At 48.4% G+C, this 16,202-nt stretch carries 17 protein-coding genes; 16 read left to right on the top strand and 1 reads right to left on the bottom strand.

The genetic code is table 11. The features are described from left to right. Positions 1 to 91 precede the first annotated feature (91 nt). Positions 92 to 1,078, top strand: coding sequence for a flagellar motor switch protein FliM (fliM, locus tag EPH95_RS03135; protein ID WP_142087261.1), 987 nt, complete (start codon positions 92 to 94; stop codon positions 1,076 to 1,078). Further along, complete coding sequence (gene fliY / locus EPH95_RS03130; RefSeq protein WP_142087259.1) at positions 1,079 to 2,266, top strand: flagellar motor switch phosphatase FliY; 1,188 nt, start codon at positions 1,079 to 1,081, stop codon at positions 2,264 to 2,266. Between the two features lie 146 nt (positions 2,267 to 2,412). Here fliY and EPH95_RS03125 read toward each other — a convergent pair whose 3' ends face one another. Beyond that, entirely contained in the window at positions 2,413 to 3,642 is a 1,230-nt protein-coding gene (locus EPH95_RS03125; protein WP_142086371.1) for an IS110 family RNA-guided transposase, read from the bottom strand. A 380-nt stretch (positions 3,643 to 4,022) separates the two neighbouring features. Between EPH95_RS03125 and EPH95_RS03120 the strand changes: the two genes are divergently transcribed. The 14 genes from EPH95_RS03120 (at position 4,023) to tsf (ending at position 16,132) form a co-directional block, all read left to right on the top strand. Beyond that, positions 4,023 to 4,385, top strand: a complete 363-nt coding sequence (locus tag EPH95_RS03120; protein WP_142087256.1) for a response regulator — start codon at positions 4,023 to 4,025, stop codon at positions 4,383 to 4,385. Between the two features lie 15 nt (positions 4,386 to 4,400). Further along, positions 4,401 to 5,009 carry a flagellar biosynthetic protein FliO gene (locus tag EPH95_RS03115; protein ID WP_142087254.1) on the top strand — a complete coding sequence of 203 codons (609 nt, stop codon included), beginning with the start codon at positions 4,401 to 4,403 and terminating at the stop codon, positions 5,007 to 5,009. Continuing rightward, the gene (gene fliP / locus EPH95_RS03110) at positions 5,006 to 5,695 is read left to right on the top strand and encodes a flagellar type III secretion system pore protein FliP (RefSeq protein ID WP_405127414.1); all 690 of its coding nucleotides are present in this window, start codon (positions 5,006 to 5,008) and stop codon (positions 5,693 to 5,695) included. Before EPH95_RS03115 ends, fliP begins: the two co-directional genes overlap by 4 nt. 17 nt (positions 5,696 to 5,712) lie before the next feature. Further along, complete coding sequence (gene fliQ / locus EPH95_RS03105) at positions 5,713 to 5,982, top strand: flagellar biosynthesis protein FliQ (RefSeq protein WP_142087252.1); 270 nt, start codon at positions 5,713 to 5,715, stop codon at positions 5,980 to 5,982. A 4-nt stretch (positions 5,983 to 5,986) separates the two neighbouring features. Continuing rightward, positions 5,987 to 6,760, top strand: a complete 774-nt coding sequence (fliR, locus tag EPH95_RS03100; RefSeq protein WP_142087249.1) for a flagellar biosynthetic protein FliR — start codon at positions 5,987 to 5,989, stop codon at positions 6,758 to 6,760. A gap of 5 nt (positions 6,761 to 6,765) precedes the next feature. Further along, on the top strand, positions 6,766 to 7,848 hold the full coding sequence (flhB, locus tag EPH95_RS03095; protein ID WP_142087247.1) for a flagellar biosynthesis protein FlhB: 1,083 nt from the start codon (positions 6,766 to 6,768) through the stop codon (positions 7,846 to 7,848). A gap of 128 nt (positions 7,849 to 7,976) precedes the next feature. Further along, complete coding sequence (gene flhA / locus EPH95_RS03090; RefSeq protein WP_142087245.1) at positions 7,977 to 10,016, top strand: flagellar biosynthesis protein FlhA; 2,040 nt, start codon at positions 7,977 to 7,979, stop codon at positions 10,014 to 10,016. 55 nt (positions 10,017 to 10,071) lie between these two features. Further along, positions 10,072 to 10,686, top strand: coding sequence for a chemotaxis protein CheC (locus EPH95_RS03085; RefSeq protein ID WP_142087243.1), 615 nt, complete (start codon positions 10,072 to 10,074; stop codon positions 10,684 to 10,686). Continuing rightward, positions 10,683 to 11,273, top strand: coding sequence for a chemotaxis protein CheD (locus EPH95_RS03080; protein ID WP_142087240.1), 591 nt, complete (start codon positions 10,683 to 10,685; stop codon positions 11,271 to 11,273). The genes EPH95_RS03085 and EPH95_RS03080 overlap by 4 nt, the downstream gene beginning before the upstream one ends. Before the next feature lie 68 nt (positions 11,274 to 11,341). Continuing rightward, positions 11,342 to 12,109: a FliA/WhiG family RNA polymerase sigma factor gene (locus EPH95_RS03075; RefSeq protein WP_142087238.1), complete on the top strand. Its 768-nt coding sequence runs from the start codon at positions 11,342 to 11,344 to the stop codon at positions 12,107 to 12,109. 43 nt (positions 12,110 to 12,152) lie between these two features. Next, positions 12,153 to 13,538 carry a flagellar assembly protein A gene (locus tag EPH95_RS03070; RefSeq protein WP_142087235.1) on the top strand — a complete coding sequence of 462 codons (1,386 nt, stop codon included), beginning with the start codon at positions 12,153 to 12,155 and terminating at the stop codon, positions 13,536 to 13,538. Between the two features lie 85 nt (positions 13,539 to 13,623). After that, positions 13,624 to 14,049 (top strand): DUF6115 domain-containing protein, encoded by a 426-nt coding sequence (locus tag EPH95_RS03065; protein ID WP_142087233.1) that lies wholly within the window; start codon positions 13,624 to 13,626, stop codon positions 14,047 to 14,049. 365 nt (positions 14,050 to 14,414) lie between these two features. Continuing rightward, positions 14,415 to 15,170 (top strand): 30S ribosomal protein S2, encoded by a 756-nt coding sequence (rpsB, locus tag EPH95_RS03060; protein WP_142087231.1) that lies wholly within the window; start codon positions 14,415 to 14,417, stop codon positions 15,168 to 15,170. An 80-nt stretch (positions 15,171 to 15,250) separates the two neighbouring features. Next, the gene (gene tsf / locus EPH95_RS03055; protein ID WP_142087229.1) at positions 15,251 to 16,132 is read left to right on the top strand and encodes a translation elongation factor Ts; all 882 of its coding nucleotides are present in this window, start codon (positions 15,251 to 15,253) and stop codon (positions 16,130 to 16,132) included. Positions 16,133 to 16,202 lie beyond the last annotated feature (70 nt).

The following is a 16,202-nucleotide window of genomic DNA, read 5'->3' as shown; positions in this document are numbered from 1 at the left end:
TAAGGGAACCCGGCCTGCTATCAATGATTCGCTGGATACCAACGAAGTGGAGAAAGTGAGAAAAACCAAAGATAGACCGGAGGGGATGGTTATGGCAGACGTACTTTCGCAAGGGGAAATCGATGAGTTGTTGTCAGCGCTGTCCACGGGGGAAATGGATGCAGAGGAATTGCGCAAGGAGATCGATGCAAAAAAAATTACAACGTACGATTTTAAACGGGCGCTCCGTTTTTCAAAAGATCAAATTCGATCGCTGACCCGGATGCATGAAAATTTTGCCCGTTTGTTTACGACATCGCTATCTGCCAGGTTACGGACCTATGTGCAAGTGTCTGTCGGCTCCGTCGAGCAGTTGCCCTATGAAGAATTCATTCGCTCGATTCCGAAAATGACCTTTCTTCACGTATTTGAAGCACCCCCATTGGAAGGGCGGCTGTTGATCGAGATGAACCCCCAGATCGGTTACGCCATGCTGGACCGTATTTTAGGGGGCGCAGGGTCCGATTATAACAAGATCGAAAATTTGACTGAAATTGAGACGCGTATTCTTTCGCAAATGGCTAAATATATGATGGATAGTTTTCAACAGGCGTGGCAATCCGTCGTTGACATCGAGACAGAGATGGTTGATTTGGAAGTCAATCCGCAATTTATGCAAATGGTTTCCTCGAATGAAACAGTCGTGGTCGTTTCCCTTTCGGCAACGATTGGGGAGACAGCCGGAATGATCAATATATGTCTGCCGTACGTAGTACTTGAAGAAATTTTACCAAAATTGTCGGGCCACTATTGGTTGCAAACGACGAGAAAAGCACGGGATGAACAGGAAGAGCAAAAAATTGAGACATCGGTTCGGCAAGCACACTTAGCCCTCCAAGCGGTGCTGGGCCATTCCACGATCAGTGTGGAAGAAATGCTCCATTTGTGCAAAGGGGATGTCATTGAGCTTGATCAAGCGGTGAATGACCCTATGGTTGCCTATGTGGGCCATGAGCCGAAATTTTATGTGCAGGCAGGGAAAAAGAACCAACGGCTTGCCGTACAAGTGACCGAGGACTTCGATAAGGGGGAAGAATAAATGAACGACCATGGAGAAGAGAAATTATCCCAAGAGGAAATCAATCGTTTGCTCGAAGGTTTTGAAGATGGGGGTGAAGAAACGAAAGTCACCGACATACAAGAAGACGGCTATCCCCCGCCTACAACGAAAGCAGCCTTGGACGTGAATCATTATTTAACCGGCATTGAGCAGGATACTCTCGGTGAAATTGGAAATATTTCATTCGGGAGTGCTGCCACTGCACTATCCGAGTTGATCAAGCAAAAAGTTGAGATCACGACGCCCATCGTACAGGCCATTGAATTTGGCCTCTTGCATGAAGAGTTCCCCGTCCCCCATGTGGCTGTCCACGTTAAGTACACGCATGGATTTAAAGGGACCAACCTTCTCGTCATCAAGGAAAAGGATGCAAGGATCATTGCCGATTTAATGTTGGGAGGAGATGGTTCAAACCCGGCATCTGAACTTTCCGACATGCACATCAGCGCCGTTCAGGAAGCCATGAATCAAATGATGGGAAGTTCCTCGACCTCTTTGTCAACGATCTTTGACCTGCGTGTGAATATATCTCCTCCCAGCATCGATTTGCTCGATACAATCGATGGTTCCGGCACAGAGGAACTGTCCCGGGAAGCGACATTGATCAAAATCTCTTTCCGGTTGCGTGTCGGCGATATGATTGATTCCACGATTATGCAGCTCGCCACCGTTTCATTTGCAAAGGAGATGGTCACCCAATTGCTTCATTCATCGCGAGGGGATAAAGAGGAAGAACACAGCACGGCGCCTCCCAAGCTCGGAAGTGAATCGGCAAAAGAAAGAGCGATAAGGGCAGATGGGGAGCGGGAAGCGGGCAGCGTTCATGCGGAAACTTCCAAACGAAACGTGCAGCCGGTCGCTTTTCATGACTTCGATGAGGCGGGGTTGCAGGCGGCGGAGGCACAAAATCTCAACATGCTGATGGACATCCCGCTGGATGTCACCGTGGAATTGGGAAGAACGAGCCGTTCGATCAAGGAAATTCTCCAATTTACACAAGGGTCGATCATTGAGTTGGACAAGCTTGCAGGGGAACCGGTGGATATTCTCGTAAATCAGCGTTTGGTAGCGAAAGGCGAAGTTGTTGTTATCGACGAGAATTTTGGCGTGCGTGTGACTGATATCGCCAGCCGTGAACAACGAATGCAACATTTAAAAAATGATTAAAGACCTGCGGTAATATGTCAAGTTCAAAATCACAGTAAATGAAGTTGTCAAAGGACATTTAGGCGAAAAAAGCGCGCACTGAACAACACCAGTAATAAAATGTAAAATACTGGTAAAATGAAAGGCTAGCCCTCAGCCGATGTCGGTCAGAGGTTCACGCCCCTTTCTGGCGTAAAGAGTTGGTTTTTGCGTAGCAGCGCATCCACCAATCGCACGAGTTTTCTTGCCGTGAGCACGAGTGCACGTTTGTGTTGATGTTTCGGGACTTCTTGATACTTCTTCTGATAAAAGACTTGGTATTCCGGAATTTGCCTTCGTACCGAGTTGGCGGCTTCAACGAGGTAATAACGCAAATAATGGTTCCCTTGACGTGTCAGTGAAGTATCTTCGGCGGTAAACCGCCCGGACTGGTGTTTTCGCCAGTACAGTCCCGCATATTTAGCTATTTTTGTTTCATCGGGAAACCGGTCAATCTGACCGAGTTCGGCAATGATGCCTGCGGCGAAGACCGGACCAATGCCCGGGATTGATTCCAGCGTCTGCGTCAGTCCTTTCATGATTCGAGTAATGGACTGATCGATCGCCTTGATTTGCTTTTGGAAGGAACGAATGAGCTCAATGGACGTTCCTAAAAGTACATCGATGGAATCTTCGACCACTTTGTCCAATCGGTACGATGAACGGACGGCTTTCTGGATGGATGCGGCGACAGCTTCCGGATCGGGAAAACGATTTCTCCCTTTCTCTTGAAGAAACCGAGCCAGGTCCTCAAGCGGAAGCTGGGCAAGTTCATCCAGGCTGTATTTTTCAAGAAAGAGTTCCATCATAGCATGGCCAAACACCGATGAATCCACTTCTTTGGAAAAGGTGTTGCATTTATACTCCAAGTGCTGCAAGAAGTGTTGTTTCTCTTTCGTCATCGCTTTGGTCAAGTGATAACGCGAACGTGTCAACTGCTGGAGAGCCACGTATTGGCTTTCTTTGACAACGGACATCTGATTGCGCCCGAAACGCATATAATCGGCGATCACAAAGGCGTCAATCTCATCGGTCTTGTTCATGTCTGCGAAGCTCTTTTTAAAGTTGGCGATCTGCTTCGGATTGATCACAAAGACTTGGGCGCCATAGGGTTTTAAATCATCGTCATCATGCAAGAACATGGATGGATGAAAACTGTAGACGGATGTGGACTCCAGACCGATCTTTAGGATGTCAACCTCTGTATCGGCCAAGAGCTCGAGCAACCGTTCTTTGAGCACCTGGGCACCCGGCCAGTCATTGGAAACCGTAAAAACCGAAAGCTGATCACCTTCTTGATCAAGCACACACACTTTCATATCAAACGAGCTAACGTCAAGCCCGACAAACATTCGCATGGGGGGATTCCTCCTTTCATTGTAGAATCATTCGGTCGTTCTTTGGACGCCTCGAGATATCTCTAGTGTGAACGCCGATCATCAACCTCGTGTATCAGAACTCCATCGGCATTGAAAGCCGCCCCAGGGGCTGCTTCCCCTGAGTTCAAGAGGCCGAGGGCTCAGCCTGCGAGTAGGAAGTGCCGCACGTACACTGAGAGACAGTCTTTAGTTGTGGTCGAACCACAGGAGAGAAAAGAATTGTCCCAAATGATCCTATGATCATTATCTAGAAATATCTAGAGACATCCAAGGAAAAACCATATGAATCTACAAAATATCTTGTGGAATTTGCCCAAGATTTGAAGGGCTTAAACTTACTATACGAGGAGAGAAGGGCCATGGCCAGCAGTGTACTTATCGTAGATGATGCTTCGTTCATGCGGATGATGATTAAGGACATTTTGGAAAAGAATCATTTCGTGATTGCCGGCGAAGCGGAAAACGGAAAAGAGGCAGTGGGAAAATATAAGGAATTGAACCCCGCCTTGGTAACAATGGACATTACGATGCCGGAGATGGACGGCATCCAAGCGTTAAAGGAGATCTTGGCATTTGATGCCCAAGCAAAAGTGATTATGTGTTCCGCGATGGGGCAGCAAGCGATGGTGATCGACGCGATTCAAGCAGGGGCCAAAGATTTTGTCGTAAAGCCTTTTCAAGCTGACCGGGTGCTTGATGCGGTGCATAAAACCCTCGGTTAGACAGGTGAGGTGTCTATGAAAATACGAAAAGCCTGGTTGGCGACTTGGTTGCTTATTCTTTTACTGTTCGGTCTCCCGCATGAAGTGTACGCGGATGCTTCTGTAAGAGATGCATTGGAAAATAATGAAGGGGTGGGCGAGGGCATTGAAGATAGCGAAGGAGCCGTAGCAAGTGACGGTCAAAGCGTATGGAGCGTTTTGTTTCAATTAGGGTTGGCCCTTGGTGCCGTGATTTTTGTGATGTTTCTTTTATTGAGGTTGTTGGCTAACCGGACAAATCGCTTTCAAGCGACGAGCACGATGCAAAACCTCGGGGGCATCGGCCTCGGGCAACAAAAATCGGTGCAACTCATTCGCGTAGGGGACCGTCTCCTCGTTGTCGGTGTCGGGCAAACGATACAATTGCTTCGGGAGATCGAGGATGAAGCGGAAGCAAAAGCGCTCATCACTTTGGCGGAAGAAAGGCAGACAGGGGACGTTACAAGCAGAGCGCTGGCATATCTAAAAGGAGACAAGAGGCAGGAAGATGACGAGGGTTCCTTTTATTCACAAATGGATCTGCACATGCGCGATGTTCAACGTCAGAAAGAAACCGGCGTGCACCGGCTGAAGGAGAGAAAATGATGCTTTCATCCATCATACCGGGCGTGCCGATTGGCGAGTTATTTGGCGGTGATGACCCCGAAGCGATGTCCACGGCGCTGCGCTTGATTCTCCTTATTACCGTGCTTTCCCTCGCCCCGGGGATTCTTATTTTGATGACCTGTTTCACGCGAATTGTCGTTGTGCTCGCCTTCGTGCGAATGGGGCTCGCTACCCAGCAGATGCCGCCGAATCAGGTGCTGATAGGCCTGGCCTTATTTCTCACTTTCTTTATTATGTCCCCTGTCGTTTCCGAAATGAACGAAGAAGCGCTTACGCCATTTCTCGAGGGAGAGTTGGACCAGGAGGAGGCTTTTGAAGCCGCCGCTTCCCCCATGAAAGCATTCATGGCAGATCATACGCGGGAAAAAGATTTGGCTCTATTTTTGAACTACGCCGAATTAGAGGTTCCGGAGACGATCGATGATATACCTCTTTCGGCCTTGGTCCCCGCCTTTGCCATCAGTGAATTGCAGACCGCTTTTCAAATCGGTTTCCTCATCTTTGTGCCTTTTCTGGTGATCGATATGATTGTTGCCAGCGTTTTAATGTCTATGGGGATGATGATGCTGCCGCCGGTGATGATTTCCCTTCCTTTTAAGGTACTGTTATTCGTTTTGGTGGACGGTTGGCATCTTATTGTTGAATCGCTTTTAATCAGCTTTTAGCAAAAGGACGGATGGGGATGACTCAGGAGACGGTTATAAGCATGGCGGAGCGCAGTGTTACGGTGATTTTTCTCGTTGCGGGACCATTGTTGATTGTCGCGCTCGTCTTGGGGTTGGCTGTTGCCATCTTTCAGGCAACGACCCAGATCCAGGAGCAAACGTTGGCGTTTATTCCGAAAATTATCGGCGTCCTCGCCGCGGTCGTCATTTTTGGTGCCTGGATGCTTGGTCAACTCGTTAGTTTCACAACGGAAATCTACACGAATTTGCACAACTTTATAGGGTGAGGCGATGGAGTGGATCAACCAACTGCCGGCCTTCCTGTTAATCTTTGTGCGCATTCTTGCTTTTCTGGCGACACTCCCGGTTTTTTCGTATCGCAATGTCCCGAATCTATTTAAAATCGCTTTTGCGCTCTTTTTTGCTTATATTATTTTTTTTACGTTGGATGTTGGTGCGATCGCCATCGACGGCACTTTCTTTTTGTTGGTCATTAAGGAAGTTTTGATCGGTCTGCTGCTAGGGTTGGTTGCTTCTATGATGTTTTATGCCATTCAAGTGGCCGGCGCTTTTATCGACATCAAAATGGGGTTTCTTATCGCGAACGTGATGGACCCGCAGACCGGGGCGCAAACCCCGCTCACCGGTGGCTTTCTTTATGCCTTTGCCGTGCTTTTCCTGCTCGTTGCCGACGGCCATCATTTGTTGTTGGATGGCATTTTTTACAGCTATGCGTATGTGCCTGTGGAGGATGTGAGTTTTCATTTTGGCCGGGAATCGGTGATGGAAACGGTGGCCGGGGCGGTTGCAACGATGTTTATCATTGCTTTTCAGATGGCATTTCCCATTGTTGGAACACTGTTTCTCGTCGATGTGGCGCTCGGGATGATGTCGCGGGCGGTTCCACAAATGAATGTGTTTGTCGTCGGTTTGCCGCTGAAAATTTTCTTGGGGCTGCCGATCATGTTGTTGATGTTGCCGGCGTTCTTTTGGCTCGTTTCCAATCTCGTGGACGAAATGGCGCTCACGATGCGGACGCTTTTGCAATTGCTTGGGGGAGCGTGACTGGCATGCGGATGGATCTGCAATATTTCGCAGAAGGCGGACAGGAAAAAACGGAAACAGCGACGCCGAAAAAGCGCGAGGACACCCGCAAAAAGGGGCAGGTAGCAAAAAGTAACGATGTGAACACCGCCGTCATTTTACTGGTTGTTTTTATTTTGCTTTTTGTTTATGCCGCGGTTCCCGGCCAATTCATGCACGATTTATTCATTGAAATGTATATTAACTACGCGGGCATGTCCTTTTCCATTGAAAATGTGATGGCGTTGTTCTTCGATTTGATTTTCGAGATTGCGATTGTGTTGGTTCCGATTTTAATCGCCGCCCTTTTTGCAGGCGTGGTCTCGAGCATGCTTCAAGTAGGTGTTTTGTTTGCCCCGGAAGCGATTAAACCGAAATTGTCAAAAATAAACCCGCTCAAAGGAATCAAACGGATCTTTTCCGCACGGGCGATTGTGGAGCTGGTGAAAGCTTTTCTGAAAATTGTTCTTGTTGGCTTGGTCGCTTTCGGCATTTTAGGCATATACGTGGACGAACTTTTGCAGCTGGCATTGATGGACGTCGTCGAAGGCTTTCATTTGGTGGCTTGGTTGACAGGGGTAATCGGCATCGCTTGCGCGCTGTTGCTGCTCCTTTTATCCGTGCCCGATTATGTCTACCAACGGTACGATCATGAAAAACAGATCCGCATGTCCAAACAAGAAGTCAAAGATGAACATAAAAAGATGGAAGGCGATCCGCAAATAAAAGCGAAGCGACGGCAGCGCGCCAAAGATGTGGCGATGCAACGCATGATGCAGGAAGTGCCGAAGGCCGATGTCGTCATAACAAATCCGACCCATTACGCGGTTGGGCTTCAGTATGACGGCGAGGTGATGGCAGCGCCGACAGTCATTGCCAAAGGAGCGGACTATACGGCACTGCGCATGAGGCAAATCGCCGAGTTAAACGAAGTGCCGATCGTCGAAAACAAGCCGCTCGCCCGCGGCCTCCATGATGGAACAGACATTGGACAAGAAGTGCCGGAAGATTTATTTCGCGCGGTTGCCGAGGTTCTTGCCTATGTGTATCGTATCGGAGGTGAGCTGTGAGCAGGTGGGAGGCTTCTTCGCATGATGCTCGGACTCGATGGGGATCGTGTCGAGCGGTCGCCATGAAACGTTTAAGCGCTTGAAACCAATGCGAATAAATCGCCCGGGTCTGTGAAGGAGATGGAACGATGCGAGCACGTGATTTAGTCATTTTAATAGGTGTTCTTTTGATTGTGGCAATGCTTATTTTTCCGTTGCCATCCCCAATGATTGATGTGCTGATCATCGTCAACATCTCGATGTCCCTCATCATCATTCTTGTCGCCATGAACATGAGAGAACCGCTTGATTTTTCCATTTTCCCTACGGTTCTTCTGCTGGCGACGTTGTTTCGCGTCGGCTTAAGCGTGTCGACGACCCGGGCGATTTTAAGCCGCGCAGAGGCAGGCAGTGTGATTGACACTTTCGGGTCATTCGTTGTTGGCTCAAATGCGCTCGTCGGGTTTGTCATCTTCCTTATTCTTGTCGTCATTCAGTTCATCGTCATCGTCAAAGGTGCGGAACGGGTATCTGAAGTAGGCGCGCGCTTCACTCTCGATGCGATGCCGGGGAAGCAAATGAGCATTGATGCGGATTTAAATGCCGGGTTAATTACCGAGCAAGAAGCAAAAGCGAGACGGGAAAAAATTGAAGAGGAAGCGGATTTTTACGGTTCGATGGACGGGGCGAGCAAATTTGTTAAAGGGGACGCGATCGCGGGCATCGTGATCGTTCTCGTTAATATTATCTTCGGATTTATCATCGGGATGCTCCAGCATGGGATGAGTTTCGCGGAATCAGCTGCCACGTACACCTTACTTACGGTTGGCGATGGGCTCGTGACACAAATTCCGGCCCTTTTGATCGCGACAGCCACCGGCATTGTTGTGACACGGGCAGCATCGGATGGTTCTCTCGGCTACGACATCAGCGAGCAGCTGCTTGCATATCCAAAATTGCTCTATATCGCAGGGAGCGCCATTTTGCTCCTCGGACTCTTTACCCCGATTACCAATTTTGTGACCGTACCGATCGCGGTTTTTCTCGGAATAAGCGGGGGGATGCTTTCCCGCGGCGATTCGGCCGACACGGAAAAAGAACCGGATGAAGCGAAAAAGGAAGAAATGCCCGAAAGCATTACCTCTCCGGAACAGGTGACGGAACTTTTAACGATTGAGCCGATCGAATTCGAGTTTGGTTACGGACTCATTCCGATCGCCGATGCAAATCAAGGAGGGGACTTGCTTGACCGGGTCGTAATGATTCGGCGGCAATTGGCGATCGATTACGGGATTATCGTGCCCGTCATCCGCATTCGCGATAACATTCAGTTGCAGCCAAATGAATATCTGATAAAAATACGCGGCAATGAAGTCACGCGCGGGGAATTGCTCCTCGACCATTATATGGCCATGAGTCCCGGTGCAGAGGACGAATCGGTCACCGGCATCGAAACGGCGGAACCGGCATTTGGACTTCCGGCGTTATGGGTGGATGAAGCGCAAAAAGATGATGCCGAAATCGCAGGCTATACGGTCGTTGACCCGCCATCGGTCGTCTCGACCCATTTAACGGAGACGATTAAACGCCATGCCCATGAGTTGTTGGGCAGGGAAGAAACGAAGCAACTCGTCGAACATCTGAAAACGTCTCACCCGACACTTGTGGAAGAGGTTACGCCAACGCCGCTGGCACTTGGGGACATTCAAAAAGTATTGGCAACGCTCTTGAAGGAAAATATTTCAATCCGGAACCTTCCTTTAATTTTTGAAGCGTTGGCGGACTACGGACAGATCGTTAAAGATCCAAAAGTAATCGCGGAATACACACGCCAAATGTTGTCCAGGCAAATAACAAAGGGCATCGTTCCGAACAATGGACCTTTATATGTTATCACGCTGGCGGGCACTGCAGAGAAAAGAATTGCAGATGCGCTTCAACAGACCGAATACGGGACGTTTCTGTCGATGCCGCCCGAGGATTCGGGAAAAATCATTGAAACGATCGGGCGGGAAGCTGAAAAACTGTCTGAAATGGGCCAAACACCGGTTATTCTCTGTTCCCCGGCAGTACGGATGCATGTGCGCCAACTGATCGAACGCCAAATTCCGAATGTTCCGGTCTTGTCCTATAACGAGTTGGAGCCGGAAGTGGAGATTCAAAGCGTGGGAGTGGTAAATGTAGCGTAACCGTTGAGGCTTCGCGCTACTTCAACCAAGCATTCATACGAGGAAGTGGAAAAGGATGGGCACTATCAAGAAAGAAGAATTAGATAGAATCCGGGAAATTAGCAACATTGGATTGGGGCACGCGGCGACCTCCCTTTCCCAGTTGCTGGATATCCCGTGTACAATGACGGTCCCGACCGTCACTGCCATTGGGTTTGATGAAATGATCGCACTGGCGGGCGGTTCCGAAACCGAAGTCGCTGCTATTACCCTTAAAATGGAGGGGGCGATTCGAGCGACGATGCTGCTTATTTTACCTGCTTGCCATGTCTCCGCTATGATCCGGAAACTAACCGGAGGGCAGAGCGTAACCATGGAAGGCGTCGGTTTTTCCGCCCTTCGTGAGTTTGGAAATATTATTGCCGGTGCTTATGTGACGACGTTTGCCGATGTGACGAAATTGAACGTTCACTCCTCCATTCCAGATGCCGTTATCGATATGGCAGGTGCGGCAATAACGCCAAGTCTCTTGTCTCTTTCGTTATATGGGGATGAGGTTATTTTGATTCAAACGGATTTTAACGATTGGCGCGACAATCGCCCGGAACGTTTTCAGGCACAGTTTTACTTCCTTCCTGAACCTGGCAGTATAAACGCCCTTCGCACTGCCTTGCAAGGGCTGCCGTCATGACGATGGCCCAAGCAACGGTGAAAGTTGGAATGGCAAAGATGGATTATTGTTTGGCGCCGCATTCGATCGGGACCTCCGGATTGGGTTCATGTGTGGCTATTGTTATTTACCCCGTAAATGGCGCGGCGGCTGCCCTCGCCCATGTGATGTTGCCGGACGCTTCCATTCGCAGAAACGATGATTTTAACCATGCAAAATATGCAGACACAGCTGTGCCATTGCTTCTGGAAACGATGCATCGGATCGGCCCTTTTCGAAAGGGGCTGAGGGCGAAAATTGCCGGAGGAGCAAATATGTTTCAAAAACGATCGGCCGTCGATCCGCTGATGAAAATTGGAGAGCGCAATGTTGACGCGGCAAGACAGGCATTGAAACAAGCGAATATCCCGATTATGGCAGATGTAACGGGCGGGTATGAGGGACGAAGCGTTGTATTTTCGCTTAAGGATCAGTCGCTGGCGGTACGAACGTTACACGGAGGGACCAAGTTTTATCCCGGCGGTAAGCCTCCGCTGTTCAAGAAGCCAGACATCGGAACACGGAAATCGGAAGACCCAGAAAAGCCTTTTCCGACCTCTGGCATTTGAAATCTGAAATAGCGGGCGGCTAACCCCCCGATTGCGACGCACAGTTCATTTATTGAGGAGGAGCGAACATGGAGCGACCAACTGTATTGGAAGATCATTGGTGGCGGTGGATCAATCAAAAAGAGAAAAAGGCAGCCGAAGAAATCATAGCTGCCCATATGCCACTCGTTGATTACCATGTGCAGCGCATTGGCGCTACGTTGCCATTAAGCGTAGACCGTGAGGATTTGCGCTCGCAGGGCATGATTGGTTTATACGATGCGCTGGTGAAGTTCGATCACCGCCGTGATTTAAAATTTTACACGTATGCATCCTTTCGCGTGCGAGGAGCTATTCTTGATAGTCTGCGAAAAGAAGATTGGCTTCCCCGCTCTTCAAGGGAAAAGGCAAAAATGATTGAAGAAACGACGGAAAGACTGGAACAGCAAAAGGGCAGACATGTGACAGAAGACGAAGTTGCGAACGCGCTTCAACTACCCGCCGCAGACGTTTTAAAAACGGTGGCGGAAAATTATATGGCTCAACTTTTATCGATGAATCAAGCGCAAGAGGAAGAAGATCAGGAAGATGGCCATACGTTCACGCTTCAAGATCATCAAACGCTTGCCCCCTACGAGGAAGCTGAAAAGAAGGAGACCAAAGAACAACTGCAACAGTTGGTATCGACACTCCCGGAGAAAGAAAAACTCGTTCTCTCCCTTTTTTATCATGAAGATCTAACATTAACGGAAATCGGCCATACATTACGGTTGTCTACCTCAAGGATTTCACAAATTCATGCAAAGGCGCTCTTTCGCCTAAAACAAGCGTTTCAAAAAGAAGAAGCAAAATTATAACCAATGGCCGCCTCGCAGTTTAATTTAGAGAGGACACAGATGCATGGACCTTAAACCGTACTTGAAAATTAAAATTTCAGCCGATGCAATGAATGCCAGTTGTTTTTTGGTTAAAACGCTGGGAGGCCGGGCGATATCCAAAGAAGATGTGTTAACATTCTTACATGAAAATGGGGTTGTATATGGCATTGACGACGAAAGTATCCAAAAACTTGCAGACGACCCAAGACCCGCGACGTTTCCATTGATGGTTGCCAGTGGAAAAAAACCAATGCGCGGGAGGGATGCCTATATGGAAGCGACCCGCGGTTACCCTCTATTTCAGGAAGGCATGTCTGCTTCCCATTCGTCGGTGGATTTACGGCAAGTAACGGAGATACCGATGGCTGCACAAAATGAAATTGTAGCCCGTAAAGTGGAAGCAACAACGGGGAAATCGGGCGTTGATGTATATGGGCACAAACTTCCGGGGGTGAAAGGGAAGGACGTTCCATTAAGAGCCGGAAAGAACACGGCGTTGTCTGACGATGGGAAAAGCCTGCAAGCGATTGTCAACGGTCAATTAAGCATTGTCGGCCGGGCCGTGCATGTCTATCCTGTCTATGAAGTCCCCGGCAATCTAACGATGAAAACAGGAAATATCATCTTTAATGGAAATGTTGTTATTCATGGTTCCATCCCTTCCGGCTATAGGGTGATTGCTGATGGAGATATCCATGTCAAAGGGTCCGTCGACGCTTCTTATTTGGAATCAGGAGGGTCTCTCTTTGTCACGCAAGGAATTGCCGGCCAAGGGAAAGGGGAAATTAACGCGCGCTATGATGTGCATAGCGGGTATATCAACCAGGGAGTGGTTTTTGCCGGCCGCAACATTCATGTATCCAATCACATTTTACACAGTCAATGCGAGGCTGGGAATGCCTTGATATGCACAAGCGGAAAAGGGAATGTGGTCGGCGGGAAAATTGGTGCCGGGCGGTGGATCAAGGTTAAAGAAGCAGGAAATACATTAAATACACGTACATCTCTGTTCATCGGGGTACAGGAAAAATTGATAAAGGCTCGTGATGAAGCAAAAGCCACTTTACTGCACGGAAAAGAAGAAAAGGCGAAGCTGCAAAAATTACAAGCAAAAATGGCGGAAAAAGAAAAGGGGAATCCTCCACTTTCAACGAAAGATCGAATCATGAAACTTCGAATCCGCCATTCGTTGAGCGAGCTTTTCGATCGAATGAGGGATGCCGGCGACACTTTGCAAGCCATTAATCATACGATGGATGAGCATGATGACGATGGGGTTTTTATCACCAATCAAGCTTTTGTGAATACGAACGTGTATATCGGTAAATATAAGCGTAGCTTGACGAAAAACAGAAGCGCGGTAAAAATTTTTTTGGCCGAAGGCGAGATTCGCATCGAGCCGCAATGATGAAAGTGCAGTGCATCTACATAATAAGTGTGTAAAGAACCTAAAGGAAGGTCTCGGCCCCGTCGAGAAAATGAGGAGGATCAATGTGACAACATTTGTAATCACAAGTTTGCTTCTTCACGTCATCTCCCTTGCTGCAATCCTCTATCTTTATCAACTGCTTAACAAAAATGCTGCTCCGGGAGAAAAAATCGAACGATTGTTAAAAAGATACACAAATGAAATGAAAGAAGACAATGAGCAGTTGCTTCAACGGCTGCAGCCTTTGCAAACAAAAACACCGAAAAATCCATTCCGGTCCGAACTTGCACAAGCATCCGAAAAACTTGGCGAGCAGGAAAAAGGTTATGCCCCACCGGAACCGGCCGAGGGGAACGAAGCGCGAATAACGCCGGCCGCACAAGTCTTAAGATTGGCGCGAACAGGCAAAAACAAACAGGAGATTGCCAAGGCGCTTTCCCTTGGTCACGGAGAAGTTGAATTGTTGTTAAAGAATCAGGAACGAAGGTAATTGAATAAAGTAGGGGAAGGCAGTAGTTATCCAGAGGCCGGTCGCTCGAAAAACGTTTGCCTAACTTGGTAAGAGGCCATCCTATTGCTAGATCTTTGCCCATCGCGGTGACAAATCATAGAAGCGCAACGTATCGCTTGTCGAGCCGATGCTTCATATGGTATAGTTACTGCGGTGTAAATGAATACACACGCTTGCTGATTCGAACAACGGTGCCGTCCACGGACACGGTTTTGTTCTGCTATCAAGTAGATTAAAGCATCGAACGATAGTAATGGGAAGGCGACAGTTTTGTGTTTGTTTAGCTGCGTTTTTCCAGGAAAATGATGCAACGCGGAGGAAAAAAACCGAAGGAGGAAAAAAATATGGCTGTTATTTCTATGAAACAGTTACTGGAAGCAGGTGTGCATTTCGGGCACCAAACAAGACGCTGGAATCCGAAAATGAGCCGTTACATTTTCACGGAACGTAATGGCATCTACATCATCGATTTGCAAAAAACGGTGAAGAAAGTAGACGAATCCTATAAATACGTGCGCAACTTGGCTGCGGACGGCGGCAAAATCTTGTTTGTCGGCACGAAAAAACAGGCGCAGGAATCCGTACAGGAAGAGGCTAACCGTTGCGGGATGTACTTCGTGAATCAACGGTGGTTAGGCGGTACACTCACAAACTTCCAGACGATCCGCAAGCGGATCGCGCGCCTGAAAGATCTTGAAAAAATGCAGGAAGACGGTACATTTGACGTTCTTCCGAAAAAAGAAGTAACGGTGTTGCAAAAAGAAATGGAACGCCTTGAAAAATTTCTGGGCGGCATTAAAGAAATGAAAGCTCTGCCTGATGCCGTTTTCATCATTGACCCCCGCAAAGAACGGATTGCCGTTGCGGAAGCACGTAAACTTAACATCCCGATCATCTCCATTGTCGACACCAATTGTGATCCGGATGAAGTGGACTACGTCATCCCCGGCAACGACGATGCCATTCGCGCGGTGCGTTTGCTTACTTCGAAAATGGCGGACGCTGTTGTGGAAGCAAGCCAGGGAGAAGAAGAGAAAGTGGCGGATGAAGAACAAATAGAGCCGGAACCTGAACCGGCAACAACAAACGCGGAAGAATAAGGAAGAAAGAAAACGGGGTGACAAGGGCGAGTCCCATGTCACCTTTTTTCCACGAAAAACAAAAAAGAGGAGGAATTTTCATGGCCATCAGCGCAAGCAAGGTCAAAGAACTACGGGAAAAAACCGGCGCCGGAATGATGGATTGCAAGAAGGCGTTGACAGAAACAGATGGAAATATGGAAGAAGCGGTTGCTTTTCTGCGTGAAAGAGGCATAGCCAAAGCCGCCAAAAAAGCGGACCGTGTCGCGGCAGAGGGATTGGCGAATGTCAAAGTTGAAGGCAACAAAGCAGTGATTGTGGAAATCAACGCGGAAACCGATTTTGTGGCGAAAAACGAAAACTTTCAAAAGGTCGTTTCGACGATTTCCGATCATCTGCTAGCCCATCAGCCAAACGATGTTGAAACGGCGTTGGCACAAAAGGCCGAAGGCGGAGAGACGCTGGAGCAGTATATTACCGAGCAGATCGCCACAATCGGTGAGAAAATCTCGTTAAGACGTTTCGCGATTGTTGAAAAAACGGAGAACCAAGCATTTGGCGCTTACCTTCATATGGGAGGAAGCATCGGCGTGCTTGCTCTTGTTGACGGCACCACGGACGAATCGGTGGCAAAAGATGTAGCGATGCACGTGGCCGCGATTAAACCAACGTATGTTTCTCGCGATGAAGTTCCCGAAGAAGAAGTCAATAAAGAGCGGGAAATTCTCAAACAACAAGCGCTCAATGAAGGAAAACCGGAAAAGATTGTTGAAAAAATGGTGGAAGGCCGCTTGAAGAAATTCTTCCAGCAGGTGACACTTCTGGATCAAGAATTTGTGAAAGACAGCGATCAAACCGTCGAACAATATGTGAAAAGCCAAGATGCAGCCGTTTCCTCCTTTATTCGCTATGAAGTAGGAGAAGGATTGGAGAAAAAAGAGGAGAATTTTGCCGACGAAGTGATGTCGCAAATGAAAGATTAAAGGCGAATGCTGGGCTGAGGTTCGGTGAGAGGTTCTATCCTCTCACCTCCCACTTCTCACTTCTAGTACT

It is taken from the genome of Salicibibacter halophilus (assembly GCF_006740705.1).
GTDB lineage: Bacteria > Bacillota > Bacilli > Bacillales > Marinococcaceae > Salicibibacter > Salicibibacter halophilus.
The sequence above is the reverse complement of the archived record's forward strand: the minus strand, read 5'-3'. Positions and strand labels throughout refer to the sequence as shown.

Excerpts from the sequence above, each read along its gene's own strand:
- fliM (WP_142087261.1), top strand. The coding sequence starts at position 92 with ATGGCAGACGTACTTTCGCAAGGGGAAATCGATGAGTTGTTGTCAGCG.
- fliY (WP_142087259.1), top strand. The coding sequence starts at position 1,079 with ATGAACGACCATGGAGAAGAGAAATTATCCCAAGAGGAAATCAATCGT.
- EPH95_RS03125 (WP_142086371.1), bottom strand. The coding sequence starts at position 3,642 with ATGCGAATGTTTGTCGGGCTTGACGTTAGCTCGTTTGATATGAAAGTG.
- EPH95_RS03120 (WP_142087256.1), top strand. The coding sequence starts at position 4,023 with ATGGCCAGCAGTGTACTTATCGTAGATGATGCTTCGTTCATGCGGATG.
- EPH95_RS03115 (WP_142087254.1), top strand. The coding sequence starts at position 4,401 with ATGAAAATACGAAAAGCCTGGTTGGCGACTTGGTTGCTTATTCTTTTA.
- fliP (WP_405127414.1), top strand. The coding sequence starts at position 5,006 with ATGATGCTTTCATCCATCATACCGGGCGTGCCGATTGGCGAGTTATTT.
- fliQ (WP_142087252.1), top strand. The coding sequence starts at position 5,713 with ATGACTCAGGAGACGGTTATAAGCATGGCGGAGCGCAGTGTTACGGTG.
- fliR (WP_142087249.1), top strand. The coding sequence starts at position 5,987 with ATGGAGTGGATCAACCAACTGCCGGCCTTCCTGTTAATCTTTGTGCGC.
- flhB (WP_142087247.1), top strand. The coding sequence starts at position 6,766 with ATGCGGATGGATCTGCAATATTTCGCAGAAGGCGGACAGGAAAAAACG.
- flhA (WP_142087245.1), top strand. The coding sequence starts at position 7,977 with ATGCGAGCACGTGATTTAGTCATTTTAATAGGTGTTCTTTTGATTGTG.
- EPH95_RS03085 (WP_142087243.1), top strand. The coding sequence starts at position 10,072 with ATGGGCACTATCAAGAAAGAAGAATTAGATAGAATCCGGGAAATTAGC.
- EPH95_RS03080 (WP_142087240.1), top strand. The coding sequence starts at position 10,683 with ATGACGATGGCCCAAGCAACGGTGAAAGTTGGAATGGCAAAGATGGAT.
- EPH95_RS03075 (WP_142087238.1), top strand. The coding sequence starts at position 11,342 with ATGGAGCGACCAACTGTATTGGAAGATCATTGGTGGCGGTGGATCAAT.
- EPH95_RS03070 (WP_142087235.1), top strand. The coding sequence starts at position 12,153 with ATGGACCTTAAACCGTACTTGAAAATTAAAATTTCAGCCGATGCAATG.
- rpsB (WP_142087231.1), top strand. The coding sequence starts at position 14,415 with ATGGCTGTTATTTCTATGAAACAGTTACTGGAAGCAGGTGTGCATTTC.
- tsf (WP_142087229.1), top strand. The coding sequence starts at position 15,251 with ATGGCCATCAGCGCAAGCAAGGTCAAAGAACTACGGGAAAAAACCGGC.